Origin of the sequence: Micrococcus sp. SL257, from assembly GCF_026625585.1 — a bacterium.
Taxonomy (GTDB): domain Bacteria; phylum Actinomycetota; class Actinomycetes; order Actinomycetales; family Micrococcaceae; genus Micrococcus; species Micrococcus luteus.
Genome location: NZ_CP113053.1, coordinates 1138413 through 1151374 on the forward strand (window position 1 = coordinate 1138413; position 12962 = coordinate 1151374).

At 73.1% G+C, this 12962-nt stretch carries 12 protein-coding genes; 7 read left to right on the forward strand and 5 right to left on the reverse strand.

All coding sequences use genetic code 11. The features are described 5' to 3' along the window. Window positions 1–12: 12 nt before the first annotated feature. The gene (locus tag OVA32_RS05405; RefSeq protein ID WP_069941600.1) at window positions 13–747 is read right to left on the reverse strand and encodes an NUDIX hydrolase; all 735 of its coding nucleotides are present in this window, start codon (window positions 745–747) and stop codon (window positions 13–15) included. A gap of 128 nt (window positions 748–875) precedes the next feature. Here OVA32_RS05405 and OVA32_RS05410 point away from each other — a divergent pair, with 128 nt between their 5' ends. Further along, on the forward strand, window positions 876–1712 hold the full coding sequence (locus OVA32_RS05410; protein ID WP_078025868.1) for an alpha/beta fold hydrolase: 837 nt from the start codon (window positions 876–878) through the stop codon (window positions 1710–1712). 126 nt (window positions 1713–1838) lie between these two features. Here OVA32_RS05410 and OVA32_RS05415 read toward each other — a convergent pair whose 3' ends face one another. Together OVA32_RS05415 and OVA32_RS05420 are read right to left on the reverse strand one after the other, a co-directional pair. After that, window positions 1839–2786 (reverse strand): DUF808 domain-containing protein, encoded by a 948-nt coding sequence (locus OVA32_RS05415; RefSeq protein ID WP_041105414.1) that lies wholly within the window; start codon window positions 2784–2786, stop codon window positions 1839–1841. Between the two features lie 145 nt (window positions 2787–2931). After that, on the reverse strand, window positions 2932–3450 hold the full coding sequence (locus tag OVA32_RS05420; RefSeq protein ID WP_020626453.1) for a ferritin: 519 nt from the start codon (window positions 3448–3450) through the stop codon (window positions 2932–2934). A 129-nt stretch (window positions 3451–3579) separates the two neighbouring features. Here OVA32_RS05420 and OVA32_RS05425 point away from each other — a divergent pair, with 129 nt between their 5' ends. Next, the gene (locus tag OVA32_RS05425; protein WP_098092251.1) at window positions 3580–4119 is read left to right on the forward strand and encodes a PACE efflux transporter; all 540 of its coding nucleotides are present in this window, start codon (window positions 3580–3582) and stop codon (window positions 4117–4119) included. 24 nt (window positions 4120–4143) lie between these two features. Here the strand turns inward: OVA32_RS05425 and OVA32_RS05430 are convergent, their stop codons facing one another. Then, window positions 4144–5046: a patatin-like phospholipase family protein gene (locus OVA32_RS05430; protein WP_078025866.1), complete on the reverse strand. Its 903-nt coding sequence runs from the start codon at window positions 5044–5046 to the stop codon at window positions 4144–4146. Window positions 5047–5127: 81 nt separating this feature from the next. Here OVA32_RS05430 and tpx point away from each other — a divergent pair, with 81 nt between their 5' ends. Both tpx and OVA32_RS05440 read left to right on the forward strand, forming a co-directional pair. Continuing rightward, on the forward strand, window positions 5128–5628 hold the full coding sequence (tpx, locus tag OVA32_RS05435) for a thiol peroxidase (RefSeq protein ID WP_044659388.1): 501 nt from the start codon (window positions 5128–5130) through the stop codon (window positions 5626–5628). A gap of 2 nt (window positions 5629–5630) precedes the next feature. Further along, on the forward strand, window positions 5631–6812 hold the full coding sequence (locus OVA32_RS05440) for a S1C family serine protease (RefSeq protein WP_044659389.1): 1182 nt from the start codon (window positions 5631–5633) through the stop codon (window positions 6810–6812). 15 nt (window positions 6813–6827) lie between these two features. Here the strand turns inward: OVA32_RS05440 and zupT are convergent, their stop codons facing one another. After that, a complete protein-coding gene (zupT, locus tag OVA32_RS05445) occupies window positions 6828–7616 on the reverse strand; it encodes a zinc transporter ZupT (RefSeq protein ID WP_044659390.1) in 789 nt (262 codons plus the stop codon). A 65-nt stretch (window positions 7617–7681) separates the two neighbouring features. Between zupT and OVA32_RS05450 the strand changes: the two genes are divergently transcribed. From OVA32_RS05450 to OVA32_RS05460, 3 genes are all read left to right on the forward strand, one after another. Beyond that, the gene (locus tag OVA32_RS05450; RefSeq protein ID WP_095694779.1) at window positions 7682–9160 is read left to right on the forward strand and encodes a phytoene desaturase family protein; all 1479 of its coding nucleotides are present in this window, start codon (window positions 7682–7684) and stop codon (window positions 9158–9160) included. 257 nt (window positions 9161–9417) lie between these two features. Next, window positions 9418–11277: an ABC transporter family substrate-binding protein gene (locus OVA32_RS05455; protein WP_095353685.1), complete on the forward strand. Its 1860-nt coding sequence runs from the start codon at window positions 9418–9420 to the stop codon at window positions 11275–11277. 162 nt (window positions 11278–11439) lie between these two features. Continuing rightward, on the forward strand, window positions 11440–12960 hold the full coding sequence (locus OVA32_RS05460) for an ABC transporter permease (protein ID WP_095353686.1): 1521 nt from the start codon (window positions 11440–11442) through the stop codon (window positions 12958–12960). Window positions 12961–12962 lie beyond the last annotated feature (2 nt).

Sequence of the window (12962 nt, forward strand, 5' to 3'; positions counted from 1 at the left end):
CGGGGCTGGTGGTCAGCGGCGGGCATCCGGCCCGGCGGGATCGGGGTCGGTCCCGGGCCCGGCGGGCCGGTACCGGTAGAGCTTGGGCGGGCGGTGCGGGGTGCCGCCGCGGACCTCGCCGGTCTCCTCGAGGGTCCCGGCGGCGAGGGTGGCGCGGCGGAAGTTGGCGGCGTCGAGGCCGCGGCCGAGGACGGCCTCGTGCACGGCGCGCAGCTCGGCAAGGGTGAAGGAGGGCCCCAGCAGCGCGTGCCCGACGCCGGCTCGCGGCAGGTCCGCGCGCAGACGCGCCACGGCCGCCGCCAGGATCTGGGCGTGGTCGAACGCCAGCGCGGGCGGCGCGTCGGCCCGGTGCCAGCGCACATGGACCCCGATGGGCAGCCCGGCCACGTCCGGGTCCGGGCGGGACGCCGGGGCGGCGCCGTCGTCGTCCAGGACGGGGCTGAGCGCCCAGTGGGCCACCGTGAGGACGCGTCCGGTGGGGGAACGGTCCACGGCGCCGAACGCCGCCAGCTGCTCGAGGCGACGGACGGGACCGGGCACGCACTCGGCGGCCACGCGTGCGGCGACGTCGGCCAGCTCCTCGTCCGCGCCGAGCCACGCGCCCGGCAGCGCCCACCGGTCCAGGAACGGCTCGCGCATCCGCGGGACGAGGGCGACACAGAGGCGGGGCACGCCGTGCGGGTCCGGGCGCACGCCGAAGACGGCCGTGGACACGGCCACGCTGACGCGGGCCTCAGCGACCGGCATGGGACCTCCCGGGGCGGACTGGCGGGGCTGTTCTGGTCAGTATGACACTGTTCGCGCCCATCTCAGAGGGTCGAGATGACTGTAAGGCGGGGGAGGCGCCGGCGCGGTCCCGCGCTAGCCTGAGTCGGGTGAACACGACCGCCGCCGCCTCCGACCCGTCCGACGCCCCCCTGGCCTCCACCCGCATCGGGGAGGGCCCGCGCGGCGTCGCGTTCCTGCACGGCCTCATGGGCCGGGGCCGGAACTTCACCGGCCCGGCCAAGGAGCTGGGCGACGACTTCACGGTGGAGCTGATCGATCTGCCGGACCACGGCGCCTCGCCCTGGACGGACCGGGTGGACTACCGCGAGATCGCGGACCGGGTGGCCGCCCACCTGCGCGCCGGCCTCGCCGCCGACGGGCCGGTCCACCTGCTGGGCCACTCGATGGGCGGCAAGGTCGCGATGGTGCTCGCCCTGCGGCACCCGGAGCTCGTGGACCGGCTGATCGTGGAGGACATCTCCCCGCGGCTCTCACCGCAGGCCACGGACGAGTTCGTGCACCTGCTGGGCACCATGCTGCGCATGGACCTGGACGCGTACGACTCGCGGGCCGAGGCCGACGCGGCCATGGCCGAGCACGTCCACGACGCGCGGGTGCGCGGCTTCCTGCTGCAGAACCTGCGGCGCACGGCCGGGCACTTCGCGTGGCAGCCCAACGTGGCCATGCTCTTCGAGCACCTGCGGGAGATCGGCTCGTTCCCGGACCCGGTGGTCCCCGAGGATCCGGAGCGCGTGTTCGACCATCCGGTCCTGTGGCTGGCCGGCGCCGAGTCGGACTACGTCCAGGATGAGGACGTGCCGCGGATGAAGGAGCTGTTCCCGCGCGTCGTGCGCGTGACCGTCCGTGACGCCGGCCACTGGCTGCACGCCGACCAGCCCGAGGCCTTCGTCTCCGCGGTGCGCACCTTCCTCACCGCCGACTGACGGGGCCCGTCGGGAGACGGAGACAGCGCCGAGGCCCGCAGACGCGCCGCTACGTTCCGTGCGTAGCGGCGCGTCTGCGGGCCTCGGCGTCGGGCGCGGGTGGGAGTGGACCCGTCGGCCGCCGCATCAGTGGGCGGGCGCGGCCTTCTTCCCGCGCAGGCGTCCGACGAGCAGGACCACCCCGAGCGCGACCGAGCCCCAGAGCAGGCCCCACACAGCCGACGTCGCGGTCTCCGTGAGCCAGCCGAGGAACGCGCCGGCGGCGTGTGTGACGGGCTCGACGATCCCGTGCTGCACGGCGTAGGGCCACGGCACGCCCAGTGCGTCCAGCTCCACGAGGGCGATGTGGCCGCCCACCCAGAGCATCGCCACGGTGCCGATGACGGTCACCACGCGCAGCACGTGCGGCATGGCCTTGACCAGCCCGGCGCCGAACGAGCGGCCGCCGGAGGTCGAGGCGTTCTGGTGCAGGTGCAGGCCGACGTCGTCCATCTTCACGATCAGCCCCACGGCCCCATACACGCCCACGGTGATGAGGACGGCCACCACCGCCAGGACCGCCGCCTGCATCCAGAAGCCCAGGTCGGCCACCTCGTTCATGGAGATGACCATGATCTCCAGGGACAGGATGAAGTCCGTGGTGATGGCCCCGCGCACCACGGTGTCCTCGGCCTCCGGACCCCGCTCGACGGCGGGCTCCTCGTCGTCGGCATGCCCGTGGCCGGTGAGCTTGCCCCACACCTTGTGCGCGCCCTCATAGGACAGGTAGGTGCCGCCGGCCAGCAGCAGCCACGGCAGGATCCAGGGGGCGAGCCAGTCGAGCAGCAGCAGGGCGGGCAGGATGAACACGAGCTTGTTGCGCAGGGAGCCCTTGGTGATCCGCCAGATCATCGGCAGCTCGCGGGCCGCGGCTGCGCCGGCCATGTACTGCGGGGTCACCGCGGCGTCGTCGACCACCACACCCGCCGCCTTGGCCGCGGCGCGTCCCGCCCCTGCGGCCACGTCGTCCACGCTCGCGGCGGCGAGGCGGGCGAGGGCGGCGACGTCGTCGAGCAGGGCTACGAGTCCGACCATGGTTCCTCCTGGGGTGGGGCCGACGGGCGCGCCGGTGCGCGGGCAGGGCGCAGGTCGAGCATAGCGGCGGGGACGGACACGCACCGGCCCGGTCCCGTGGGGGACCGGGCCGGTGCGTGCGCGGCCGACGAGGCCGCCGGTGGGCTCAGGCGTCGTTCTCGGTGGTCTCCACGGGACGGGAGCCCAGGCGGCCGTCGATGCGGAGCAGGCCCGAGCCGTCATCGCCGACGAGCTCGAGCTGGCCCACGATCTCGGAGACGGTGGCCTCCTCCTCGATCTGCTCGTCCAGGAACCAGTTCAGCAGCGGGCGCGAGTTGAGGTCGCCCGCGGACTCGGTGGCCCGGTACAGCTCGCGGATCGCCTCGGAGACCTTCTGCTCGTGCGCGAGCGCGGCCCGGAAGATCTCCAGGGCCGACAGGCCGGCCTGCACGGGCGGGGCCGGGATGGCGCCGATCGTCGGGAAGCTGTCCCGGTCGGCGACGTGGTCGATGAACTTGTTCGCGTGGACGATCTCCTCGTCCGCCTGGTGCCGCAGCCACGCGGCCATCCCGGACAGGTCCAGGTCGTCGGCGGCGATCGCGAGCTGGCGGTAGACCATGGACGCCTCGAACTCGAGGGTGATCTGGTCGTTGAACTTCTGCAGCAGGTCATCGGTGAGCTTCATGCCTCGAACTCTAGGCAGGCGGCCGGGGCGCGGTGAAGGCGCGCCCGCCCCTCATCGAGGAGCGACGACGGCGGGCGGCCGGTTCCGCCGGATTCGGCGCCCTGCGGTGCCAGCCCTAGGCTGGGCGCCGTGTCCGAGACCCGCCGCGCCCGCCCGGGCGTCGACCCCGCGTCGACGCCGCCCTCCGACGTGCCGCGGGGCCCGGGAGGCCGGGACGCGCTCGTGCGCCGCCGCGTGTTCCGGACGCCCCTGCTGCGCCGCGTGGTCTACGCGGTGGTCTTCGAGCTGCTCGCCATCCTCTTCACCACCGTGATCCTGGCGGCGCTCGGCAACGGCGGCGGGCCCTCACTCGCCGTGGCGGTCGTGTCCTCGACCGTGGCCCTGCTGTGGAACATCGTGTTCAACTCGGTGTTCGAGACCCTCGAACGCCGCCTCGGGATCACGGGCCGGCCCTGGTGGGTGCGCGTGGCCCACGCCGTCGGCTTCGAGGGCGGGCTGATCGTGTTCCTCGTGCCCGCGGTGGCGCTGATCCTCGGCATCGGGCTGGGGGAGGCGTTCCTCATCGAGGCCGGCCTGCTCGTGTTCTTCCTCGTCTACGCCGCGGTGTACGCCTACGCGTTCGACTCGGTGTTCGGCCTGCCGGACTCGGCCGCCCGCGCCGAGGCCTGACCCGCCGATCGGATCAGGCGCGGCTCAGCGGGACGCCGGCAGCCCCAGGAACGCGCGGATCGCCGGCATCTCGCGGCGCACCTGGTCCAGGCCGAGCTCGTGGGCGGCGGCCAGCTTGGCCACGGACCGCTCGCCGTTGGCGATGGGCATGGTCTCGGGCGCGAACAGATAGGCCCGTCCCTGCCGCTCCATCTCGAACAGGCGCTCGCGGGTCGCGTTGTACCGGCGCCAGCGCGTGAGCAGGGCGTCCGCGACGGCGGGGTAGCGCCGGAAGGTGCGCTGGTAGAACGAGGGGAACCGTTCGGGCCGTTTCACGTACCCGCGCTCCCGGGTCAGGACCACGAGGACCTTCTCGAACCCCGCGTCCTCCGCCGCGGTCAGCGGGATCCCACCGTCCACGCCGAGGGCGCCGTCCACGAACACGGTGCCCTCGGCGTGCACGGGGGGCATGAGGACCGGCATCGTGGACGACGCGCGGACGCGGACCATCAGGTCGGTCAGGGTGGTCATGTCGGAGCGGTCCCACCAGCGGGTCTCGCCGCTCGCGGCGTCGAACCCGCCCAGCACGAGCCGGGCGGGGTTCGCGCGGAACGTGGCGAAGTCGTAGGGCAGGTCCGCCTCGGGCAGGCCGGCGTGCTCGTAGATGTACTCGGCGTTGAACAGGCCCTTGCCGCGCACGAAGCTCAGCCAGTTGCCGAACCGAGGATCGTCGGCGAAGTCCACGAATGAGCGCCGCGCACGGGCCGGGTCGCGGGACAGGTAGTTCACGGCGTTGGACGAGCCCGCCGAGATGCCGGCCACGAAGTCCACGTGGATCCGCTCGCGCAGCAGCTCCGCCACCACGGCCGAGGTGAGCGCGGCGCGCATGCCCCCGCCCTCGAACAGCAGGGCCGTGTCGGTGACGTTGGACGTCATGGGCTCGGTCATGGTCGGTCCCTCCGTGTTCGCCGTCCGCCGAGCCGGGCGGGGAGTGCTCCCGTCCGGCCGCGCCCATCCTAGGCTGTCCCCATGGCGACGACCCACATGAAGAGCACCCCCGTCCACACCGTCGGTGAGCTGCCCCAGGTGGGTTCCCCCGCCCCCGACTTCACCCTCACCGGGGCGGACCTGTCCCCGGTGACCCTGCGGGAGCTGCGCGGCCGCCGCGTGATCCTGAACATCTTCCCGTCCCTGGACACCGGCGTGTGCGCCGCCTCCGTCCGCGAGTTCGACTCCCGCGTCGCGGACCTCGGGGACACCACCGTCGTGGCCGTGTCCGCGGACCTGCCGTTCGCCGCCGCGCGCTTCTGCTCGGTCGAGGGCATCGACCACGTCCGCAGCGGCTCTGTGTTCCGCTCGTCGTTCGGCGGCGACTACGGCGTGCGCATGACCGACGGTCCGCTCGAGGGCCTGCTGGCCCGCGCCGTCGTCGTGGTCGATGCCGACGGCGTGGTCCGTCATGCCCAGCTCGTCCCCGAGATCTCCGAGGAGCCGGACTACGAGGCCGCCCTGGCGGCCGCCCGGGGCTGAGCGTGACGCCGCCGGGCTGGCCGCCGCGCGCACGACGCTCGCCCCTGGCGTTCGTCATCGCGCTGTTCGGCGTGCTCGGGGCGCTGGTCCTGGCCGGGGGCCTCACCGCGCTCCTCGCCGGCCGGATGGTCGACGTCGCCGCGGACTCCGCCCCGACCGTGCCCGCCGCCGAGGCCCCCGCCCGGGAGGCGGGCGAGCTCGCGGCGGGCCTGACCCACGTCCACGACGGCGTGACGGTGGACTGGTCCGCATCGGCCCACGACGGCTCGTCCCTGGACCCGGGCCAGCCGGTCGCGGACGCCCCGGGCATCCTCCTCGTGGAGACCGCTCTCGGCGCCCGCACCGGCACGGGGACCGGCATGGTGCTCTCCCCGGACGGGCTGGCGGTGACCAACTACCACGTGGTCGAGGACTCCTCGGAGGTGCACGTGGTGGTCGCGGACACCGGCGCGCGGCACACGGCCACGGTGCTCGGGCGCGATGCCGAGCACGACATCGCGGTGCTCGACGTCGAGGGCGTCTCAGACCTGCCGGTGGCCAGCGTCTCGCTGGACCCGGTGCGGCGCGGGGACCAGGTGGCCGCCGTCGGCAACGGCGGAGGCCAGGGTTATCTGACGGCCGTGCGCGGCACCGTGCTCGGCACGGACCGCTCGATCATGGCCGCGGCCGAGGGCACCGATCAGTACGCGCGCCTGTCCGGCCTGATCCAGACGGACGCGGACGTCGTGCCCGGCTACTCCGGCGGCCCGGTGGTGGACGACGCCGGCCAGGTGGTCGGCGTGACCGTGGCAGCCAGCGACGGGACCACCGCAGACGAGGTGGACGGCTTCGCGATCCCGCTGGAGGTGGCCTTCGACGTGGCGGACCAGGTCCTCTCGGGCGAGGAGACGGACACCGTGAGCATCGGTGCGGACGGCGCCCTGGGCATCATGGTCGGCGCGGATCCCGACGTCGGCGTCGTGGTCATGCAGGTGGACGCGGGCTCCGCCGCCGAGCAGATCGGCCTGGTCGAGGGCGATGTCATCCTCGAGATCGAGGGGCGGACCGTCGGCGACGACGCCTCCCGGATGTCCCGCCTGGTCAACGACCACAACGTGGGGGACCGGATCACCGTCCAGTGGCGCACCGCCGACGGCGAGGTGCGCGAGGCCGAGGCGGTCCTGCAGCCGGCCCTCGTGAACTGACCGGCCCCCCGGCGCTCAGGAGAGCAGGTCCAGTGAGAGGGCCATCGCGGCCACGCCCAGCAGCACGCCGCCCAGCGCCGCGGCGCGGCCCCCGGCCGCCCGGGCGGCGGGCAGCAGCGCGTCGAGGCTCACGGTCACCATCACGCCCGCCACGGCCGCGAAGACGGCGGCCAGGAGCGCGGGTGTGAGGAACGGGGCCAGCAGCAGCCAGCCGATCAGCGCGCCCAGCGGCTCCGCGATCCCCGTGAACGCGGCCCACGCGAAGGCCTTGCGCCGCGATCCGGTGGCCTGCCGCACGGGCACGGCCACGGCCACGCCCTCGGGAACGTTGTGCACGGCCATCGCGACGGCCAGCGCGAGGCCCACCGACGGATCCTGCAGGGTGCCGGCGAAGGTGACGAAGCCCTCCGGCAGATTGTGCAGGCCGATCGCCAGGGCCGTCACCGTGCCCAGGCGCAGCATCCGCCGCCGGTCCAGGCCGGCCGGGTCGTCGACGTCGCCCGGCATCTCCGAGACGGGGTCGGGGACGGCGCGCTCGAGCAGCACGTAGGAGCCTGCGCCGAGGATCAGGGCGGCCACCGCGACGGCGGTCGCCGCGGGGCCGACCGCCCCGCCCAGCCCCTCGACGGCGGCCGGCAGCATCTCCAGGAAGGAGACCGCGAGCATGACGCCCGCGGCGAGGCCGAGGGCGGCCCCCAGCCCGCGGCCCGAGGGCGCGCGTCCGACGATCGCCAGGACGCCGCCCAGCACCGTGGCCAGCCCGGCGAACGTCGTGAGAGCGAGCGCGGTCCAGAACGGGTCCACGGGGGAGGGCCTCCTGACGGGCGGCGGGCGGGGTGCGACCATCCTAGGGACTACAGGAGGAGACCATGACCGAAACCGCCACCGGCCCCGGATTCGCCCTGCCCCGGGGCGTCGAGCCGGGCCGCGCCGTCGTCGTGGGCGCCGGACCCAACGGCCTGACCGCCGCCGCCCTGCTGGCCCGCGAGGGCTGGGAGGTGGACGTGTTCGAGCGGGCCCCGGTGCCCGGCGGTGCGTGTGCGTCCGCGCCGGTGCTGGGGGAGGGGACCGTGGTGGACCTCGGGGCGGCGGGCCATCCGTTCGGCGTCGCCAGCCCCGTGTTCCGGGAGCTGGGGCTGACGGACCACGGGCTCGCCTGGCTGCACCCGGCCGTGCCGATGGGACATCCGCTGCCGGACGGGCCGGCCGCCCTCCTGCACCGGGACCTCGAGGCCACCGCCGCGGGTCTCGGCGTCGACGCGCGGGCCTGGCGGGCCGTGCACGGGGCCCTGGTCGCGCACGTCGACGAGATCCTGGCGGGCGCGCTCGGCCCGGTGCTGCGCCCCCCGCCCCATCCGGTGGCGATGGCCCGCTTCGGCCTGCGCGCCCCGTGGCCGGCCGATCTGCTGGGCCGGGCGATGTTCCGCACGGAGGCCGCCCGCGCCCTGTTCACGGGCTCGGCGGCCCACGCGATCCTGCCCTCGAGCCGGCCCCTGACGGCGGCGTTCGGCGCGCTCTTCGGTGCGCTCGGGATGAGCTCGGGCTGGCCGGTGGCGCGCGGCGGGTCGGGGGCGATCGTCGACGCGCTCGTGGCGGTGCTGCGGGCGCTCGGCGGGCGGCTGCACCTGGGTCACGAGGTCACGGACCTGCGTGCGCTGCCCGCCGCGGACGCCGTCGTGCTGGACCTGACCCCGCGCCAGGTGCTGCGCGTCGCCGGCACGGGCCTGCCGCCGCGATACGCCGCGGCCCTGCGCCGGTGGCGCCCCGGGCCGTCCGTGTCCAAGGTCGACTTCCTGCTCGACGGGCCGATCCCGTGGCGCGACGCCCGGCTCGCGGGCGCGGGGACGGTGCACCTGGGCGGGACGGCCGCCGAGATCCGGCGGGCCGAGGACGACGTCGCGGCCGGCCGGATGCCGGCGCGGCCCTTCGTCATGCTCTGTCAGCAGCAGGCGGCGGACCCCTCACGGGCCACCGGGCCCGCCCAGGGGCACACGGTCGTCTGGTCCTACGCCCATGTGCCCCACGGCCACCCCGGCGACGTCCGTCCGCTGATCGAGGCGGAAGTGGAGCGGCACGCACCCGGCTTCCGGGACCGGATCGAGGCCGCGGTCGCGATGCGCCCGGCCGATCTGGAGGCGTGGAACCCGAACCTCGTGGGCGGTGACATCGCGGGGGGATCGCTCGCGGGAGCACGTGCGCTCCTGCGCCCCACCGCGTCGATCCGGCCGCACCGGGCGGGCCGGGCCGGGCTCTATCTGGCCTCCGCCTCCACCCCGCCGGGCGCCGGCGTCCATGGCATGGGCGGGGCGTGGGCCGTGCGGACGCTGCTGGCGGACCGTCGTCGCTGACCGCGCCGGCGCTGGGGCGGAGCGGCCCCGGGCCGGGGCCTGCCGGGGTGCCGGCGACCGCTGTGCGACACGGCGGAGACGGATCCAGATCCGGATCCGGACTTTCGCGAATCGGAATGTGCCCGCTACAGTGTGGTCCATCTCACGGGCCGTCCCGTCTCGACGGAACGGCCCGGGGGTCGCCTCGCACCATCGGATCCCCACAGGGATGCGGATGCGGGACGTCCTTGCACCTCTCATGAACGGAAGCATCTTCCATGAAGTACACGAAGCTCTCCGCTGCCGCGGCCCTGGCCGCCGGCTCGGCCCTCATCCTCTCCGCATGCGCCCCGGGCGGCGGCAATGCAGACGACTCCAGCAGCAACGGCTCCGGCGCCAGCCAGGGCGGCGACTCGGGCGCCGGCAACGTCGTCGAAGGGGACAAGGGCCAGAAGCTCACCGCCGAGGCCTCCGGGCCGGAGATGGCCGACCTGGGCGACGTCGAGACCCAGGACGGCTCCATCGCCTACTCGGTGGGCGCCGATGACTTCCTGTCCTACAACGGCCTGCAGTCGAACACGTACACCACGTACAACTCGGCCGTCGTGGACCGCATGTTCTCGTCCTTCTGGTACTTCGGCACCGACGGCTCGATCATCCCGAACGAGGACTTCGGCACGTACGAGAAGACCTCGGACGACCCGCTGACCGTGAAGTACACCATCAGCGACGACGCCAAGTGGTCCGACGGCACCCCCGTCACCGCGGGCGACTTCATCTTCCACTGGGCCGCGAACAACGACACGGTCAAGGCGGAGGGTTCCGAGACCCCGCTGTTCGACTCGATCTCCTTCGAGCAGGGCAAGTACATCCCGGAGGCGCCCGAGGGCGAGGCCGACGGCAAGGAGTTCACCGTCACCTACCCGGAGCCCTACGCGGACTGGGAGATCCTCATCAGCACCGCACTGCCGGCGCACATCGTCGCCGAGGAGGCGGGCATGAGCTTCGAGGAGCTCGTCACTGCCGCGAAGGAGAAGGACGTCGAGGCGCTCACCCCGGCGGCCGAGTTCTGGAACGACGGCTGGGACTTCAGCCCCGGCGAGCTGCCGGACGCCTCGCTGGTGCCCTCCATGGGCTCCTACAAGTTCAAGGACGGCGGCTGGCAGGCCGGCCAGTCCATCACTCTCGAGGCCAACCCCGAGTACTGGGGCACCCCGCCGGCCACCAAGGAGCTCGTCCTCCGCTTCGCCGACCCGAAGACCCACGTGCAGGCCCTGCAGAACGGCGACCTCGACGTCATCGAGCCGCAGGCCACCGTGGACACCCTCCAGCAGCTCGAGGGCCTCGGCGACGACGTCAACGTCCAGACCGGTGACCAGCTGACCTGGGAGCACGTGGACTACAACCGCGGCGAGGGCTCCGTCTTCGCGGACTCCCCGGAGCTGCGCGAGGCCTTCGCCCTCTGCCTGCCCCGCCAGCAGATCGTGGACAACCTGATCAAGCCGATCTATGCGGACGCCCAGGTCATGAACCTGCGCGAGGTCTTCCCCTTCCAGGACAAGTACCAGGAGGTCGTGGACGAGGCCTACCCGAAGGAGATGGACGAGCCGAACATCGAGAAGGCGAAGGAGCTCGTCGAGAAGTCGGGCGTCTCCACGCCCACGGTCCGCCTCGGCTACCAGGCCGGCAACCAGCGTCGTACCGAGACCGTCGCGCTCATCAAGAGCTCCTGCGACCAGGCCGGCTTCGACGTGCAGGACGCCAACTCGCCGGTGTTCTTCAAGGAGGTCATGCCGGCCGGTGACTACGACGCCGCCCTCTACGCCTGGGCCGGCTCGGGCCAGAAGGCCTCCGGCGCGAACATCTACCAGTCGGACGGCGCTCAGAACCAGCAGAGCTACAACAACCCCGAGGTGGACGCGGCCTGGGACAAGCTCGCCACCTCGCTGGACGAGAACGAGCAGCTGGAGCAGGTCAAGACCATCGAGAAGCTGCTCTGGGAGGACTTCCAGGCCATCCCGCTGTACGCTCACCCGGGTCTGGTCGGCCACAAGGCCGACGTCGCCAACGTGCGCGACACCGCCGCCCAGTCGGGTGCGCTGTGGAACGTGGAGCAGTGGGTCCGCGTCCAGGAGTGACGCCCCGCTGACCTCTGACCCGGCGGTCCGCCTCCCGCGGACCGCCGGCGTCGGGATCGAGGACAGAGCCCGGCCGGGCACCGGCCGGGCTCTGGCCGTGAACCGCGGCAAACCCGCACCCCTCCCTTTCCCTTGCACTCGCACGGAAGGTCACCCCCTGTTGTGCTGAAATTCATCCTCAAGCGCCTCGGCAGCTCCCTCCTGGTGCTGTTCGGCGCGTCGATCCTGCTCTTCTTCCTCGTGGCCCACTCGGGTGACCCCCTCCAGGACCTGCGAGAGTCACAGAACCCCAACCGCGAGACCCTCATCGCCGCCCGCACCGAATTCATGGGGCTGGACCAGCCCTGGTACGCCCGGTACTGGGACTGGCTCCAGGGCATCGGCGGCTGCGTCACCGGTCAGTGCGACCTCGGCCTCAGCCGGAACGGTCAGTCCGTCGGTGACCTGCTGAGCAACGCCGCGGCCTCCACGCTGCGCCTCGTGGTGCTCGCGACCGTCCTGGCGATCATCATCGGCATCGCGATCGGCATCATCACCGCGATCCGCCAGTACTCCGGCCTCGACTACGTGGTCACGTTCCTGATCTTCCTCTTCTTCTCGCTGCCCGTGTTCTGGGCGGCCGTGCTCCTGAAGGAGTACATGGGGATCCGGTTCAACGACTGGATCCGCAGCCCCGAGCTGAACTGGCCCCTCCTCATCGGGGTCGCCGTCCTCGCGGGCCTGGTCCTGCAGGCCGTCATGGCGGGCGACCTCAGGCGGCGCGCCTTCACGTTCGGCGCCACCGCCGCGTTCATCCTGCTCGCCGGCTGGGTGCTGTTCGCCGTCGACTTCTGGCGGCATCCGCAGATGGGCCCGGTCGTGCAGCTGGTCATCGGCCTGGCCGCCGCCGTCGGCGCCACCGCGGTGATCTCCGGTCTGCGCAACCGATCGGTCCTCAAGGCGGCCCTGGTCACGGCCGCGATCGGCCTCGTCGCCTACTACGCCACCTACGGCCTGCTGTGGCGGACGCCGTCCGCACTGCTGCTGGCCGGCCTCGGCGTCATCCTCGTGCTGGTGGCCATCCTGGTGGGCCGCCTGCTCGGCGGCTTCTCCAAGGGCTCGGCCGTGTCCGCCTCGCTGGTGACCGCCCTGATCATGGGCGTGGCGATCGTGGCGGAACACCTGATGAACTACTGGCCGACCTTCCTGAAGGTCAAGCCGCGCCCGATCTCCACGATCGGCTCGGGCACCCCGAACCTGGACGCCCACTTCTGGGTGGTGTTCCTGGACCGCGGTGCGCAGCTTCTGCTGCCCACCATCCTGCTGACCATCATCTCGGTGGCCACGTACTCGCGGTACACGCGCTCCTCCATGCTCGAGGTCTCGCGTCAGGACTACATCCGCACCGCGCGCGCCAAGGGCCTGCCGGAGCGCCAGGTGATCCTGAAGCACGCGTTCCGCAACTCGCTGATCCCCATCACCACGATCATGGCCTTCGACTTCGCCGGCCTGATCGGCGGCGCCGTGATCACGGAGCAGGTGTTCGGCTGGAAGGGGATGGGCGAGCTGTTCGCCACCGGCCTGCGCGACGTGGACCCCATGCCCGTGATGGCGTTCTTCCTCGTGACGGGCACCGCCGCCGTGCTGATGAACCTCGTGGCGGACGTGCTCTACGCCGTCCTCGACCCCCGGATTCGAGTGTGAGC